Source organism: Comamonas badia DSM 17552, assembly GCF_000484635.1.
Lineage (GTDB): Bacteria > Pseudomonadota > Gammaproteobacteria > Burkholderiales > Burkholderiaceae_C > Comamonas_C > Comamonas_C badia.
The window spans coordinates 665858-681404 of sequence record NZ_AXVM01000001.1 but is presented as its reverse complement, the minus strand read 5'-3'; the positions used below and the strand labels follow the sequence as shown (position 1 = coordinate 681404).

The window sequence follows — 15547 nt, the reverse complement described above, 5'->3', positions numbered from 1 at the left end:
ATGGTGGCACGGCGCAATGCACTACGGTCGCGGCAGCGCGGGCTGTCGTTTTTCGGACTTGTATTCATCGGCGTTTTTGCTGTCGCGATATTCGCGATTGGCGGCCAGTCAGTGCCTATCCTGATTGAAAACCAGGCGATCAAGAAGGCAGCGACCAAGGCGGCGCGCGAGCAGACCACCGTCGTCGGCGTGCGCGCGGATTTTGACCGCGCCGCAGCCATTGACGACATCACGTCCATCAGTGGCAAGGACCTTGAAATCACCAAGCGCAACGACAAGGTGGTTGTGTCCTACAAATACGAGCGCGAGATCGCGCTGTTCGGGCCGGCCTATCTGGTCTATCGCTTCCAGGATTCTGTCGATTAGTGGATACCTCTTTGCTGGATGCGCTGCAGCAGCGGCTGCAGCACCGTTTTTCCAGTCAACGCCTGCTGCGGCAGGCCGTGACGCACCGCAGCTTTGGCGCCGAGCACAACGAGCGGTTGGAGTTCCTCGGCGATGCGGTGCTGGAGCTGGCGGTTTCCAACCTGCTGTTCACGCACATGCAGGATCTGCCGGAGGGAGAACTCTCGCGCGTGCGGGCGCTGCTGGTGCGCCAGGATTCGCTGCACCGCATCGCGCTGGGCCTGCGCCTGCCCCCGGTCATCCGCCTGGGCGAGGGTGAGGCGCGCTCGGGCGGGCGCGAACGCCCTTCCATCCTCGCCGATGCGGTGGAGGCTCTGATTGGCGCGGTTTTTCTTGACGCTGGCTACGATGCCGCGCGGCAGCTGGTGGAGCGCCTGTTCGAAGGGGTGCAGCTCAATGCGCGCCTGCAGACCGCGGCCAAGGATGCCAAGACCGCGCTGCAGGAATGGCTGCAGGGCAGACGCATGCAATTGCCACGCTACGAGGTCGTGCGCACGAACGGTGAGGCGCATGAGCAGATTTTTGAAGTGCGCTGCGAGGTGGTGGAGCGACAGTTGGTTGAAAATGGACGGGGCCCCTCGCGCCGCGCAGCCGAGCAGGTGGCGGCCCGTGCCATGTTGCAACGTCTGGAAACGCACCCATGACCGATCCTGAATCCACTTTGCCCCAGGCGGCAGATGCCGCGCACCGGCGCTGCGGGCTGATCGCCATCGTCGGCAAGCCCAATGTCGGCAAATCGACGCTGATGAACGCGCTGGTGGGCCAGAAAATCTCCATCACCAGCCGCAAGGCGCAGACCACGCGCCATCGCATCATGGGCATACGCACGCGAGGCGCTGCGCAGTTCGTGTTCGTCGATACCCCGGGCTTCCAGACCCGCCACGGCTCGGCGCTGAACAAGTCGCTCAACAAGGCGGTGATGGGCGCGGTGAGCGATGTGGATGTGGTGCTCTTCGTGGTGGAGGCAGGGCGTTTCACGCTGCACGATGCCAAGGTGCTGAGCCTGCTCAAGGAGAATATTCCCACGCTGCTGGTGGCCAACAAGCTCGATACCGTGCACCGCCGCGCGGAGATTGCCCCCTGGCTGCGCGACATGCAGGAGCGCCACCCGTTTGCCGAATTCGTGCCGATGACAGCCAAGAAGCCGGCCGACATCGAGCGGCTGCTGGCCATCGTGGAAAAATACCTGCCCGAACAGGACTGGTGGCACGAAGAGGATGAACTCACGGATCGCAGCGAAAAATTCCTCGCCAGCGAAACGGTGCGCGAGAAACTGTTTCGGCTCACCGGCGATGAGCTGCCCTACACCTCCACGGTCGTCATCGAGCAATTCCAGGAGGAACCCAGCCCCAGGCATGGGCGCTTCGTGCGCATTGCCGCGACCATCATCGTCGAACGCGACAGCCACAAGGCCATGGTGATTGGCGACAAGGGCGAACTGCTCAAGCGCATAGGCTCCGAGGCGCGCCAGGAGCTGGAACGCCTGATGCAAGCCAAGGTGTTTCTTGAAATCTGGGTCAAGGTGCGCTCGGGCTGGGCGGATGACGAGGCGCGTGTGCGCTCGTTTGGCTATGAGTAGGCGGGGTTCAGCGTTGAGCGTTCGGCGTTCAGCGTAAACCCCAATGCCCAACGCCCAACGCTCAACCTCTCCATGGCTGTCCGCCGCATCGCCGATGAACCGGCCTACATCCTGCACGGCTATCCGTTCAGCGAGTCCAGTCTGATCCTGGAGGTATTCACCCGCAGCCATGGCCGGGTGGTGCTGCTGGCCAAGGGCGCCAAGAAGCCCACGTCCAACTTCCGCCCCGTGCTGCTGCCCTTGCAGCCCTTGCGCCTGTCCTGGAGCGTGGGCGGGAGCGGGGATGGCGAGGTGCACACGCTCAAGGGGGCGGAATGGGTGGGTGGCCATGTCATGCCGGTGGGCGATGCGCTGCTCTCGGGCCTTTATCTCAATGAGTTGCTGATGCGGCTGCTGGCGCGCGACGACCCGCAGGCGGCCTTGTTTGATGTGTACGCCGGTGTCGTTCGGGTGCTGGGCAGTGGCGAGCATGGCGAGGCGCTGGAGCCGGTGCTGCGGGCGTTCGAGCTCTCGTTGCTGCGCCTGCTGGGCCTGCTTCCTGCCCTGGGCCATGAGACTGCGACGCAGATGCGGGTGGCGCCAGAGCGTGTGTACGTCCTGCTCGCCGAGGGCGGCTTGCGCCAGGCCCTGCAGGGTGAACGCGGCATGGCTGGCGATGCATGGCGTTCGCTGGAATCCGCCTTGCAATCGCCACAGGGCTTTGTCGCCGTGCTGCGTGCCTGCGCCGCGGTAACGGCCGAACTCAAGCCGCCATTGCGTGCAGTGCTGCAATACCATTGCGGCTCGCCGGTGCTGCGCACGCGCCAGCTCCTTATGGATTTGCAGACCTTATGACTTCCGCTTCTTCCCGCACCCAGCTTTCGGTCAATGTGAACAAGGTGGCGCTGGTGCGCAATACGCGCCATCTGGGCATCCCCAGCGTCGTGCGGGCGGCCGAACTCTGCCTTGCCGCGGGCGCGCACGGCATCACGGTGCATCCCAGGCCGGATCAGCGCCACATCCGGCCGCAGGACGTGCTTGATCTGGCCGGGCTGCTCAAGGCCTGGCCGCAGGCGGAGTACAACATCGAGGGCAATCCGACGCAGAACCTGATGGCGTTCATCCGCCGCGTGCGGCCCAGCCAGGCGACCTTTGTGCCCGACAGCGAAGATCAGTTCACCAGTGACCATGGCTGGAACTTTCCGCAGGATGCCGGGCGCCTCAAGCCCTTGATCGCCGAGTGCCGCGAACTGGGTGTGCGTGTGAGCCTGTTCATGGATCCGCTGCCCGGGCAGATGCAGGCGGCCCGGGCTGCAGGCGCGGACCGGGTGGAGCTCTATACCGAGCCTTATGCCGCCGCCTGGGGCAGCGAAGGACAGGAGCGGGAGATGCGGCGCTATGCCGCCGCGGCGCAGGCGGCGCTGGAGGCGGGCCTGGGCGTCAACGCCGGGCATGATTTGAACCTGCACAACCTCGGCGCCTTCCTTGCCCGCGTGCCTGGCGTTCTGGAAGTGTCCATAGGCCACGCCTTCATTGGCGATGCGCTGGAAAGAGGCTATGGCGCCGCCGTGAACGCCTACCTGCAGTGCATTGACCAAGCCGAGGCCGGACACGGATGATCTACGGCATCGGCAACGACATCTGCGACATACGCCGCATTCGGGCATCGCTTGACCGCCACGGCGAACGCTTTGCCGCCAGGATTCTTTGCGAGGCGGAACTGACGGTCTGGCGCGCCCGCAGCCAGCGCTGGCCGGAGCGCGGCGTGCGCTACCTGGCGACGCGTTTTTCTGCCAAAGAGGCGTTTTCCAAGGCGATCGGCCTGGGCATGGTCATGCCCATGACCTGGCGCGCCTGCGAGATCGTCAACCTGCCCAGCGGCCAGCCTGCGGTGCGGCTGCATGGTCCATTGGCGCAATGGTTTGGCGAGCGGGGGCTGCGCTGCCATATCAGCCTGAGCGACGAGAGCGACTACGCCGCCAGCTTTTGCGTGGTCGAAAAAATGAATGAAATAGGCCTTTGACGCTTATCCATAAAGCGCTTGCAGCTATCAATATGAAAGATATTGGATGAACACCCAATCCCCTTTGATCATCGACATGGCCGGCACGTCGCTGAGCGCCGCCGATCGGCGCCGGCTGAAAAACCCGTTGGTGGGCGGCTTGATCCTGTTTGCGCGCAACTGGGCCGATCGAACGCAGCTCGTGCATCTGGTTGCCGATGTCAAGGCAGTCCGCGGCGACGTGCTGGTCTGTGTGGACCACGAAGGCGGGCGCGTGCAGCGCTTTCGCGGCGACGGTTTCACGCACCTGCCGCCCATGCACCGGCTCGGTGAACTCTGGATGCGGGATGCCAAAGGCGGGGAGGGCAGCGGCGCGATGCGTGCGCTCGATGCCGCCACCGCCACCGGCTATGTGCTGGCTGCCGAGCTGCGTGCCTGCGGCGTCGATTTCTCGTTCACGCCGGTACTCGATCTGGATTACGGCGCCAGCAGCGTCATCGGCGACCGCGCCTTTCACCGCGATCCGCGGGTGGTGGCGGCGCTTTCCCGCGCGCTCATGCATGGCCTGCTGCTGGCAGGCATGGCCAATTGCGGCAAGCATTTCCCTGGGCACGGCTTTGTCGCGGCCGATTCACACACCGAAGTGCCGGTGGACCGCCGCAGCCTCAAGGCGATCCTGACCGATGATGCCGCGCCCTATCCGTGGCTTTCGACCACGCTCACCAGCGTGATGCCTGCGCATGTCGTTTACCCGAAGGTGGATACGCGTCCCGCGGGCTTTTCCCGCCGCTGGCTGCAGGAAATCTTGCGCGAGCGCCTGGGTTTTGGCGGGGCCATCTTCAGCGACGACCTGAGCATGGAAGGCGCACGCCATATCGATGGACAGGCGCTCAGTTACTGCGATGCCGCGCTGCTGGCGCTGCAGGCCGGCTGTGACATGGTGCTGCTGTGCAACCAGAGCCTGGGTGACGGGAAAGCCGTGGATGCGCTGATCGACGGTCTGGCACGGGCCCGCGACGAAGGCCGCTGGCTGCCGGAAGAGGCAAGCGAGGCCAGGCGATTGGCGCTGCTGCCGCAAATGCCGCCGCTGCCCTGGGATGCGCTCATGCTGCACCCTGCCTACGTGCATGCGCTGGAGCGGTTGCCATGAGCCTACGTGTCGGCGTTCTGACCGGCGGCGGCGACTGCCCTGGCCTGAACGCGGTGATCCGGGCCGTCGCCAAATCCCTGATCCGCCACGGGCAGTGCGAAGTGCTGGGCATACAAGACGGCTTCGAGGGCCTGATGGCGCCTGTGCCGCGCGTTGAGCTGCTGGACTGGCAGCGGGTTTCCGGCATCCTGCATGTGGGCGGCACCATTCTGGGTACGAGCAACAGCGCCAATCCGCTGCGCGATGCTGCCACGCTGGATCAGGTGGCCGGCAATGTGCGCATGCTGGGGCTGGACGTGGTGATCGCCATCGGCGGCGACGGCACCATGAGCCTGGCGCATGGCGTGGCCCAGGCGACGGGTATTCAGTGTGTTGGTGTGCCCAAGACCATAGACAACGACATTGCGCATTGCGAGCGCAGCTTCGGCTTTGATACCGCGGTGGCGACCGCGGCCGAGGCGCTGCGGCGCATAGAGAGCACCGCCAGCAGCCACCACCGCGTGATGATCGTCGAGACCATGGGCCGCCATGCTGGCTGGCTGGCGCTGGAAGCGGGCCTGGCCGGTGCCGCCGACGTCATCCTGCTGCCCGAGATCGACTACAGCGTCGGCGCCGTCGCAGCCCACTGCCGCGCGCGCGAGCAGCGCCAGCGCTACACCATCATCTGCATCGGCGAAGGCGCCAAGGCCAGGGGCGATGCATTGACGGTGCGCGAGCAGGTGACGGGCAGCCCCGACCCGGTGCGTCTGGGCGGTGTCGGCCATGTGCTGCGCATGCAGCTGCAGCCCCACCTCAGGAGCGAGGTGCGCACCACGGTGCTCGGCCATGTGCAGCGCGGCGGCGATCCGACGCCGTTTGACCGCGTGCTCGCGACCCGCTTTGGCCACCATGCCGCCGAGCTGGTGCTGGCGCAGCGTTTCGGCGAGATGGTGACGCTCGATGGCGCGCGCATCGGCAGTGTGCCGATCGCCGCGGTGGCGAATGTGCAGCGCAAGGTCACGCCGGAACATGAACTCGTGGTCATGGCGCGTGATATCGGTGTCTGCCTGGGCGATTGAGGCGCCGAGGTCACCCGCCCAGATAGGCTTTGCGGATATCCGGGTTGGCCAGCAGGCTCTTGCCCGTGTCTTCCAGCACCAGATGGCCGTTTTCGAGCACGTAGCCCCGGTCGGCTATGGAGAGCGCGCGGTTGGCGTTCTGCTCGACCAAAAACACGGTCACGCCGTCGGCGCGTATGGTTTCTATGATCTCGAAGATCTGCGCGATGATGAGCGGCGCCAGGCCCAGCGTCGGCTCGTCGAGCAGCAGCAGGCGCGGTTCGCTCATCAGCGCGCGGCCTATGGCCAGCATCTGCTGTTCGCCGCCGCTCATGGTGCCTGCGCGCTGACTGGCGCGGTCCTTCAGGCGCGGAAACAGCTCGAACACATGCGCCACGCCCTTGTCGCTGGCGGCCTTGTCCTGAAAGAAGCCGCCCATCTTGAGGTTTTCCACCACCGTGAGCTGGGGAAACACGCGTCGGCCCTCCGGGGAGATGGCGATGCCCTTGCGCATGATTTCATGCGTGGGCAGTGGCGTGATGTCCTGCCCTTGCAGCAGCACGCTGCCGCCGCTGGCGCGCGGCGTGCCGCAGATGGTCATCAGGAGCGAGGTCTTGCCGGCGCCGTTGGAACCGATCAGCGAGACGATCTCGCCCTGGTTCACATGCAGGCTGACTTCGTTGACGGCGCAGATCGCGCCGTAGTGGGTGGAGAGCTTTCGCACCTCCAGCATGGGGGTGGATGCCGCCATCAGGCTTCTCCCAGATAGGCCTTGATGACCCGTTCGTCGTTGCGGATCGCCTCGGGCATGCCCAGGGCGATGGACCGGCCGTATTCCATCACCAGGATGCGCTCGGAGACGCCCATCACCAACCCCATGTCGTGTTCGATCAGCAGCACCGTCACGCCATACTCGCGCCGCAGCCGATCTATGAGTTGCTGCAGCTCCTTTTTTTCCTGCGGGTTCAGGCCGGCCGCGGGTTCGTCCAGCATCAGCAGGCGCGGCTCGGTGATCATGCAGCGCGCGATTTCCAGCCGCCGCTGGTGGCCGTAGGCGAGGTTGCCGGCCTCGCGGTTGGCGTACTGGCGCAACTCCATCACGTCCAGCCACTTCAGGGCGTTGTGAACCTTGAGCTGTTCGGTCTCGCGGTAGCGGCGGGTGTTGAACAGGCCCGAGAGCGGCGGTGGACGGTGCTGGCGGTGCTGCGCCACCAGCAGGTTTTCCAGCACCGTCATGGTCTTGAACAGGCGCACGTTCTGGAAGGTGCGCACCACGCCGTCGTTGGCCACCTGGTGGCTGCTGCGGCCAGCGATGCCTTTGCCTGCGAGTGCGATGGCGCCGGTGGTGGGCCGGTAGAAACCGCTGATGCAGTTGAAGACCGTGGTCTTGCCGGCGCCGTTGGGGCCGATGATGGCGAAAATCTCCTGCGGCGCGACGTCGAAGGCAATGCCGTCCACCGCGAGCAGGCCGCCAAAGCGCATGCTCAGGTCCTTGACAGCGAGCAGCGGCGCGCTCATTGCGGCACCTCCATCTGGTGGCGTTTCATCGGCAGCAGGCCCTGCGGACGCCAGACCATCATCACGATCATCACCAGGCCGAAAATCAGCATGCGGTATTGCGAAAACTCGCGTGCCAGCTCGGGCAGTACCGTGAGCACGATGGCGGCGACGATCACGCCCAGCTGCGAGCCCATGCCGCCCAGCACCACGATGGCCAGGATCAGCGCCGATTCGATGAAGGTGAAGGATTCAGGGTTCACGATGCCCTGCCGGGCCGCGAAAAAAGCGCCGCCAAAGCCCGCGAACATCGCGCCCAGCGTGAAGGCCGAGAGCTTGATCTTCATCGGGTTCAGGCCCAGCGAGCGGCAGGCGATTTCGTCCTCGCGCAGGGCCTCCCACGACCGGCCGATCGGCATGCGGATCAAGCGGTTGCTGATGTACAGCGTGATGCACGCCAGCAGCAGCGCCATCAGGTAGAGGAACACCACCATGTGCATGGTGTTGAACTCGATGCTGAAAAACTGGTGAAAGGTGGTGCCGCCTTCGACCGTTGGATTGCGCGTCATCGGCAGGCCGAGCATGGTGGGCTTGGGGAGGCTGGAAATGCCGTCAGGCCCGCCGGTGAAGCCCACCAGGTTCACCAGCAGCAGGCGGATGATTTCGCCGAACCCCAGCGTGACGATGGCCAGGTAGTCGCCGCGCAGGCGCAGCACCGGAAAGCCGAGCACGAAGCCGAACAGGGCGGACATCGCGCCGGTCAGCGGCAGTGCCTCCCAGAAACTCCAGCCCGCCCAGTGGTAGAGCAGCGCGAAGGTGTAGGCGCCGACGGCGTAGAAGCCGACGAAGCCCAGATCGAGCAGGCCGGCGAAACCCACCACGATGTTCAGGCCCAGGCCCAGCATGACGTAGATGAGCGTGAGCGTGGCGATGTCCACCGAATTGCGTCCGCCGAAAAATGGCCAGACCACGGCGGCGACCAGCACGGCCAGCATCAGGACCTTGTGCTGGCCGGGTTCGAAGCTCGGCAGCCGCGGCAGGCTGAATGCGGGCAGGCGGGGCAGCAGCAGCGGGCGCAGCAGCTGGACTGCGAAAACCGCCAGGCAGCCCCAGACGAGCGTAGGCCAGTTGGGGATGATGACGGTGCGGGCGCCGGCGCGCTCCAGATGCAGGGTGAACGAGGGCAGCAGCACGATGGCGGCCAGCAGGGTGGCGGTGATCGCGCCGCGCAAGGCGGTGCGCAGGTCGGTGGAGGCAGTGCTGGTCATCAGACTTTCTCCACTTCGGGTTTGCCCAGCAGTCCCGTGGGGCGGAACATGAGGATCAGCACCAGCAGCGCGAAGGCCACGATGTCCTTGTATTCGGATGAGATGTAGGCGGCGGCCAGTGTTTCGGCCACGCCCAGGATCACACCGCCCAGCATCGCGCCAGGGACGCTGCCGATGCCGCCGAGCACCGCGGCGGTGAAGGCCTTGATGCCGGCGATGAAGCCGATGAAGGGGTTGAGCTTGCCCACCGCCAGCGCGATCAGAATGCCGCCGACGGCCGCCAGCATCGCACCCAGGATGAAGGTGAACGAGATCACGCGGTTGGTGTCTATGCCCAGCAGGTTGGCCATGTGCATGTCCTGCGAGCAGGCGCGCGAGGCGCGGCCCATGCGCGAGTTGCGGATGTAGAGCGTGAGCAGCACCATCAGCACCACGGTGACGGCGATCACCAGCACACGGGCGTAGGGGATGAAGATTTCAAAGCCGCCGCCTTCGCCGCCAAAGCGCATCGCACCTGGAATCAGGGCGGGTACCGCCATGTCGCGCGCGCCCTGGCCCAGCGCCATCCAGTTCTGCAGGAAGATCGACATGCCGATGGCCGAAATCAGCGGCACCAGGCGCGGGCTGTCGCGCAGCGGCTTGTAGGCGAGCTGTTCGATCACGTAGCCGTAGACGGCGGTGACCAGCACCGCGACGATCAGCATCAGCGCGATCACCAGCCATACCGGCAGGCCGCTTTGCACGCCGACGGCGGACAGCGTGACCAGGCCCACGTAGGCGCCGATCATGTAAATCTCGCCGTGCGCGAAATTGATCATGCCGATGATGCCGTACACCATCGTGTAGCCGATCGCGATCAGCGCGTAGATGGCGCCGAGCGAAAGGCCGTTGAAGAGCTGCTGCAGCAGCTGGGGCAGGAAGTCCGACATGGAAGGCCCTCGGTCAGAAGCGGATACGACAACGCCGCCCCCGGCGATGCGGAGGCGGCGTCCAGCCTGATTGCAGGCTTACTTGACGAGGGTCTTGGAGCCGTCCTTGTGCCACTCGAAGACCTGGAATTCGAAGGCCTTCAGGTCGCCCTTGGCATCCCAGCTCGTGGCGCCCAGCGGCGTCTCGAAGGTGGTCTTGTGCATGTGGTCGGCTACCTTCTTGGCGTCGTCGCCCACGGCCTTGATGCTGTCCATGATGACTTCGGCCGCAGCGTAGGAGGTCATCTGGAAGGCGCCTGCCGGGTCGCGCTTCTTGTCCTTGAAGGCCTTCACCACCGCGGCGTTCTTGGGGTTGGTGGAGAAGTCGGCCGGCAGGGTCAGCAGCATGCCTTCAACAGCCGGACCGGCGATGGCGTTGATTTCGGGGTTGCCCACGCCTTCCGGTCCCATGAACTTGGCCTTCAGGCCCTGCTCGCCGGCCTGGCGCAGCAGCAGGCCCATTTCGGGGTGGTAGCCGCCGTAGTAGACGAAATCGACGCCCGCGCTCTTGAGTTTGGTGATGACGGCGGAATAATCGCTGTCGCCGGCGTTGATGCCTTCGAACAGCGCGACGTCCACGCCGGCCTTTTTCAGGTCGTCGCGCACGTTGGTGGCGATGCCCTGGCCGTAGGACTGCTTGTCATGCAGCACGGCGACCTTCTTGGGCTTCATCTTTTCAACGATGAACTTGGCGGCCGACGGACCCTGCTGGTCGTCACGGCCAATCGTGCGGAAGATGAAGTGGAAGTTCTTGCCGTCGGTCAGCGCCGGAGAGGTGGCGGACGGGGTGACGACGACCACGCCTTCGTTGTTGTAGATCGGTGCGGCGGCGATGGAAGCGCCCGAGCACACCGGGCCGACGACGTAGTGGATTTTGTCATTGACCACGCGGTTGGCGGCGACGGGGCCTTGCTTGGGTTCGCAGGCGTCATCGACGATCACCGTTTCGACCTTCTGGCCCTTGATGCCGCCGCCGGCGTTGACCATTTCAACGGCCGTGAGCACGCCTTCCTTGATCATGTCGCCATACTGCGTGAGCGGACCCGTGGCCGGAATCACCATGGCGATCTTGATCTGCGCGTGTGCGGGCAACAGCAGCGAAGCACCGGCCAGACCCAGCGTGGCAACCAGGGTGTGCATGCGAAATTTCATACAGTCTCTTTTCAAGTGGATAGGAATGAAAAACCTCTGCGGCGCCGGTAAGCGCCTGCGAGAGGAGCAAGGTTACCCGTTTGACAGCGTTTGGCAACGGGGTAAACCTGAGTCTGCAAGGGATTTTCAGGGCGATTTTTCTGGTAAAGGGGCTGGCGGCGTTGCGGAGCCGGCTGGCTGCCAGCGGCGCAGTACGCGCTGGAAGATCAGTGCATTGGGTATCTGCAGCTGGCGCCGCTGCCCAGGATCGCTGGCATCGATCAGTGTGGTGTAGAGCAGGTTGATGCCGACCACCTGGCCGGTGGGGCCGGGTTTTTCGGTGTTGGTGTCGAGCAGCTCGATGTGGTCGCCGACGCGAAACGGGCCGACCATGAAGATCAGGAAGGCGCAAAAAATGTTGGAGAGCACGCTCCACGCGGCAAAGAACGCTATCGCGCCCACGGCGGCGAAGCTGGTGAATGCCGTCCACAGCACGCTGGCGGATACGCCCAGGCGCTCCAGCACCAGCAGCAGCGCGCCGCCCAGCACCAGCACGCGCACGATTGCATTGATCGGCCTGAGCAGCTCGTGCGGGAACTGGTAGTGGTCGCTGGCGCGCAGGATCAACCGCCGCAGCAGGTGGTGCAGCACGAGCGCCACCGCCACGATCAGCAGGATCTGCAGGGCCGGAACGATGACGTCCAGCCAGTCGTGCATCCAGGGCGGCAGCCAGGCCTTCAGGCGCAACAGCACGCTACTGCTCGCGGCGCAGCGCGGGGAACAGGAGGATGTCGCGAATGCTGGCGCTGTCGGTGAGCAGCATCATCAGCCGGTCGATGCCGATGCCGCAGCCGCCGGTGGGCGGCATGCCGTACTCCAGCGCGCGCACGAAGTCCTGATCGAAGTACATGGCTTCGTCGTCTCCGGCATCCTTGGCGGCCGCCTGCGCGGCAAAGCGCGCGGCTTGGTCCTCGGCATCGTTCAGCTCCGAGAAGCCATTGGCCATCTCGCGTCCGGTGATGTAGAGCTCGAAGCGCTCGGTCACCTCGGGCCGCTCGTCGTTGGCACGCGCCAAGGGTGAGATTTCAGTCGGGTGCTCCATGATGAAGGTCGGCTGCCAGAGCTTGTCTTCCACCGCTTCCTCGAAATAGAGCACCTGCAGGCTGGCGAGGCTGCGCCGCGCGAGATGGTCTTTGTCTTCCTTCAGACCGAGCTTCCTGAGCGCGGTGATCAGCCATGCGGCGTCGTCCACCTGCGCTCCGGCATCGGTGTGCGCCAGGATGGCTTCGCGTATCGTCATGCGGGCAAAGGGCGGTGCCAGATCCACCTCGCGCCCGCCGTAGGAGAGCCGCAGCGTGCCCACGGCCTTGGTCGCCGCATCGCGCACGAGCGCTTCGGTGTAGTCCATCAGATCACGGTAGTTCCAATAGGCGGCGTAGAACTCCATCATCGTGAACTCGGGGTTGTGGCGCACGCTGATGCCTTCATTCCTGAAGTTGCGGTTGATCTCGAATACGCGCTCGAAGCCGCCGACGATGAGGCGCTTGAGGTACAGCTCGGGCGCGATGCGCAGGTACATGTCCTGGTCGAGCGCGTTGTGGTGCGTCACAAAGGGTTTGGCGTTGGCGCCGCCCGGGATGGGATGCAGCATCGGCGTTTCGACTTCCAGAAAGTCGTGCTCGACCATGAAGCCGCGGATGGATGCCACCGCCTGGCTGCGCGCGATGAAGCGGCGGCGGGCGGTATCGTCCATCATCAGATCGACATAGCGCTGGCGGTACTTGGTCTCCTGGTCCTGCATGCCGTGGAATTTGTCGGGCATGGGGCGCAGGCTCTTGGTGAGCAGGCGGATTTGGGTGACCTTGACCGACAGCTCGCCGGTCTTGGTTTTCATGAGCGTGCCCTGGGCGCCGACGATGTCGCCCAGATCCCAGTGCTTGAAGTCGGCGTAGGCGTCCTCGCCGATGGCGTCCCGCGTGACGTAGAGCTGGATGCGCCCGCCGGTTTCCCCCAGCGACCCGTCCTGCAGCGTGGCGAAGCTGGCCTTGCCCATCACGCGCTTGAGCATCATGCGGCCGGCGACACTGACCTGCACCGCCTGCGCCTCCAGCACCTCGGGCTGCTCTGCGGCGTAGCGCTGCTGTAGCGCGCTGGCGTGGTCGGCGGGCTTGAAATCGTTGGGAAAGGCAACGCCCCGGCCCTGCGCCTGGCGCTCGCGCAGGGCTTTGAGCTTTTCGCGGCGCTCGGCAATCAGCTGGTTTTCGTCGATGGCAGAGGGCTGGGATGTGGAATCGGTAGACATGGCGGGTGGGGCGCTCGTTGGTGGGCTGCGCGAAGGGAACCCGCGATTCTAAGAGTTGCCTGGTTCAGGCCGGAGGCTGTCCAGGAGGTCGGTCACCAACTCGAGGCGCAGCAACGGGCTCTGCAGCGACATCAGCTGCTGCTTGGTGGCGAGCTGGGTGGGGATCAGCTCGCACCAGCGGTTGGCCACCCAGCCGCAATCGGCCAGCTGGGCCTCGGTGGGCTCGGCAACACCGGGATGGCGCTGGCGGATTTCATGCAACACCTGCCGCAGGCGGTCGCTGGTGTGCCGCAGATCTGCGGGGATGGCGATGCGGGCGTCATCGGCCAGCAATTCGGCGCTGGCCTGCCACAGGCCGTGTGGCAGGCAGTGCGGCTGGTGCAGGCGAAAGCGCTGCACGCCACGGCAGCTCAGCAGCATCAGCCCGGGCTGGGGGCGCTCGCAGTGCTCTATGGCCGCCAGCGTGCCGACCTCGCACAGCTGCTCGGGGGCGGCGCCTGCTCTGCGCACCTCGTGGCCGCTCGCCAGGGCCACCACGCCAAACGGACGGTCGCTTGCCTGGCAGGCGCCGATCATGTCCAGGTAGCGCACCTCGAAGACCTGCAGAGTGAGCAAGCCTCCCGGGAAGAGCACGGTGGCGAGCGGAAACAGCGGCAGGTCAGTCATCATGGTGGGCACGATGATCCCAGATTCCAGAAGACGCTCGTGGAAATCTGGGATCATCGCGCCAATATTGCGAGACGAATGCCTGCATGCTCTACGAAATTGCTTCCTTCCTGCTGAATGTCGCGGGCGGCCTGATCACCGGCGCCTGCCTGCTGCGCCTGTACATGCAGCGCCGGCGTGTACCGTTCGGCAACCCCATGGGGCAGATGGTGTTTGTGTTCAGCGATTGGCTGGTGCTGCCGCTGCGCAAGCTGGTGCCCGCGCTGGGCGGCTGGGATGCGGCCTGCCTGGTCGGTGCCGTGCTGGCGCAACTGGCGCAGTATCTGGCGCTGATGCTGCTGCTGGGCAGCGGCCTTTCCCTGCTGCCGTGGCTGGTGGTGTTCGGAACGGTGCGGGTGGCGGTCTGGGGGCTGATGCTGCTGGTCATCCTGCACGCGGTGCTTTCCTGGGTGCCCACCCGCTCAAGTATCGCCGGCCTGCTGGCGCTGCTGGCCGAGCCCCTGCTGGCGCCCGTACGCCGCCTGCTGCCGGCGATGGGCGGCGTGGATCTTTCGCCGCTGATCGTGCTGGTGCTGCTGCAGGTCTGCCTGATCGTGCTGGGCAATCTGCAGCGTGGCGCGCTATTTTGAATTAGTGGTCAAATAGCGTTTAAACCCATATTGGATAAGCGCTGCAAGCTATCAAATTCAAGCAATGGCATCCGCTGGCAGGCGCTGCAGCATGGCGAGGTTCCTGGCCACGGTGTCGCGCAGCTCGCGCCGGTCCACGATCATGTCCACCGCGCCCTTGGTCTGCAGGAATTCGGCGCGCTGAAAGCCTTCGGGCAGCGTCACGCGCACGGTGGATTCGATCACGCGCGGGCCGGCAAAGCCGATCAGCGCGCCCGGTTCGGCGATCACGATGTCGCCCATGAACGCAAAACCGGCCGAGACGCCGCCCATGGTCGGATCGGTGAGCACGCTGATGTAGGGCAGGCCTTTCTTGGCCAGGCGCGTCAGGGCGGCGTTGGTTTTGGCCATCTGCATGAGGGAGAGCAGGCCTTCCTGCATGCGCGCGCCGCCGGTGGCGGTGAAGCAGATGAAGGGCACTTTCTGCTCGATGGCGTTTTCCACGCCGCGCGCGAAGCGTTCGCCGACAACCGAGCCCATCGAGCCGCCCATGAAGTCGAATTCAAAGGCGGCGACCACCACACTGACGCTTTTGACGGCGCCGCCCATGACGATCAGTGCGTCGGTTTCGCCGGTGTTTTCCAGCGCTTCTTTCAGGCGCTCGGGGTATTTGCGGCTGTCCTTGAACTTGAGGGCGTCGACCGGAAGGACTTCCTGCCCGATCTCGTAGCGGCCTTCGCCGTCGAGAAACGCGTTGAGCCGCGCGCGCGCGCCGATGCGGTGGTGGTGGCCGCAGTGCGGGCAGACGTTCTGGTTGTGCTCCAGATCGGTCTTGTAGAGCACCGTGTCGCAGCTCGGGCACTTGACCCAGAGGCCCTCGGGCATCTGGCGGCGCTCGGCCGGGTCGGTCTGGTGAATCTTGGAGGGGAGAAGTTTTTCCAGCCAGGACATGGGG

General features: G+C 65.1%; 18 protein-coding genes. 9 read left to right on the top strand and 9 right to left on the bottom strand.

Going from position 1 to position 15547, the window contains the following annotated elements:
* From K320_RS0103290 to K320_RS0103255, 8 genes are all read left to right on the top strand, one after another.
* Entirely contained in the window at window positions 1-366 is a 366-nt protein-coding gene (locus K320_RS0103290; RefSeq protein ID WP_024537454.1) for a DUF4845 domain-containing protein, read from the top strand.
* A complete protein-coding gene (gene rnc / locus K320_RS0103285; protein ID WP_024537453.1) occupies window positions 366-1049 on the top strand; it encodes a ribonuclease III in 684 nt (227 codons plus the stop codon). Before K320_RS0103290 ends, rnc begins: the two co-directional genes overlap by 1 nt.
* A complete protein-coding gene (gene era / locus K320_RS0103280; protein WP_024537452.1) occupies window positions 1046-1984 on the top strand; it encodes a GTPase Era in 939 nt (312 codons plus the stop codon). Before rnc ends, era begins: the two co-directional genes overlap by 4 nt.
* 72 nt (window positions 1985-2056) lie before the next feature.
* A complete protein-coding gene (gene recO / locus K320_RS0103275) occupies window positions 2057-2818 on the top strand; it encodes a DNA repair protein RecO (RefSeq protein ID WP_024537451.1) in 762 nt (253 codons plus the stop codon).
* The gene (locus K320_RS0103270; protein WP_024537450.1) at window positions 2815-3582 is read left to right on the top strand and encodes a pyridoxine 5'-phosphate synthase; all 768 of its coding nucleotides are present in this window, start codon (window positions 2815-2817) and stop codon (window positions 3580-3582) included. The genes recO and K320_RS0103270 overlap by 4 nt, the downstream gene beginning before the upstream one ends.
* On the top strand, window positions 3579-3986 hold the full coding sequence (gene acpS / locus K320_RS0103265) for a holo-ACP synthase (RefSeq protein ID WP_024537449.1): 408 nt from the start codon (window positions 3579-3581) through the stop codon (window positions 3984-3986). Before K320_RS0103270 ends, acpS begins: the two co-directional genes overlap by 4 nt.
* A gap of 46 nt (window positions 3987-4032) precedes the next feature.
* Window positions 4033-5115: a beta-N-acetylhexosaminidase gene (gene nagZ, locus K320_RS0103260; RefSeq protein ID WP_024537448.1), complete on the top strand. Its 1083-nt coding sequence runs from the start codon at window positions 4033-4035 to the stop codon at window positions 5113-5115.
* The gene (locus tag K320_RS0103255; protein ID WP_024537447.1) at window positions 5112-6173 is read left to right on the top strand and encodes a 6-phosphofructokinase; all 1062 of its coding nucleotides are present in this window, start codon (window positions 5112-5114) and stop codon (window positions 6171-6173) included. Before nagZ ends, K320_RS0103255 begins: the two co-directional genes overlap by 4 nt.
* 10 nt (window positions 6174-6183) lie before the next feature.
* Here the strand turns inward: K320_RS0103255 and K320_RS0103250 are convergent, their stop codons facing one another.
* The 8 genes from K320_RS0103250 to K320_RS0103215 form a co-directional block, all read right to left on the bottom strand.
* Entirely contained in the window at window positions 6184-6903 is a 720-nt protein-coding gene (locus K320_RS0103250) for an ABC transporter ATP-binding protein (RefSeq protein WP_407059746.1), read from the bottom strand.
* Window positions 6903-7670, bottom strand: coding sequence for a high-affinity branched-chain amino acid ABC transporter ATP-binding protein LivG (gene livG / locus K320_RS0103245; protein ID WP_024537445.1), 768 nt, complete (start codon window positions 7668-7670; stop codon window positions 6903-6905). Before livG ends, K320_RS0103250 begins: the two co-directional genes overlap by 1 nt.
* Window positions 7667-8917: a high-affinity branched-chain amino acid ABC transporter permease LivM gene (locus K320_RS0103240; protein ID WP_024537444.1), complete on the bottom strand. Its 1251-nt coding sequence runs from the start codon at window positions 8915-8917 to the stop codon at window positions 7667-7669. Before K320_RS0103240 ends, livG begins: the two co-directional genes overlap by 4 nt.
* Window positions 8917-9846: a high-affinity branched-chain amino acid ABC transporter permease LivH gene (gene livH / locus K320_RS0103235; RefSeq protein WP_024537443.1), complete on the bottom strand. Its 930-nt coding sequence runs from the start codon at window positions 9844-9846 to the stop codon at window positions 8917-8919. The genes K320_RS0103240 and livH overlap by 1 nt, the downstream gene beginning before the upstream one ends.
* Before the next feature lie 78 nt (window positions 9847-9924).
* Window positions 9925-11037: a branched-chain amino acid ABC transporter substrate-binding protein gene (locus K320_RS0103230; protein WP_024537442.1), complete on the bottom strand. Its 1113-nt coding sequence runs from the start codon at window positions 11035-11037 to the stop codon at window positions 9925-9927.
* A 126-nt stretch (window positions 11038-11163) separates the two neighbouring features.
* Window positions 11164-11769: a mechanosensitive ion channel domain-containing protein gene (locus K320_RS0103225; RefSeq protein ID WP_024537441.1), complete on the bottom strand. Its 606-nt coding sequence runs from the start codon at window positions 11767-11769 to the stop codon at window positions 11164-11166.
* Window position 11770: 1 nt separating this feature from the next.
* The gene (gene lysS / locus K320_RS0103220) at window positions 11771-13318 is read right to left on the bottom strand and encodes a lysine--tRNA ligase (RefSeq protein WP_024537440.1); all 1548 of its coding nucleotides are present in this window, start codon (window positions 13316-13318) and stop codon (window positions 11771-11773) included.
* A gap of 48 nt (window positions 13319-13366) precedes the next feature.
* Entirely contained in the window at window positions 13367-13987 is a 621-nt protein-coding gene (locus K320_RS0103215; RefSeq protein ID WP_029695758.1) for an LON peptidase substrate-binding domain-containing protein, read from the bottom strand.
* Window positions 13988-14070: 83 nt separating this feature from the next.
* On the opposite strand from K320_RS0103215, the gene K320_RS0103210 reads away from it, so the two are divergent.
* Window positions 14071-14613 (top strand): YggT family protein, encoded by a 543-nt coding sequence (locus K320_RS0103210; RefSeq protein ID WP_024537438.1) that lies wholly within the window; start codon window positions 14071-14073, stop codon window positions 14611-14613.
* Window positions 14614-14670: 57 nt separating this feature from the next.
* Here K320_RS0103210 and accD read toward each other — a convergent pair whose 3' ends face one another.
* The gene (gene accD, locus K320_RS0103205; RefSeq protein WP_024537437.1) at window positions 14671-15543 is read right to left on the bottom strand and encodes an acetyl-CoA carboxylase, carboxyltransferase subunit beta; all 873 of its coding nucleotides are present in this window, start codon (window positions 15541-15543) and stop codon (window positions 14671-14673) included.
* Window positions 15544-15547 lie beyond the last annotated feature (4 nt).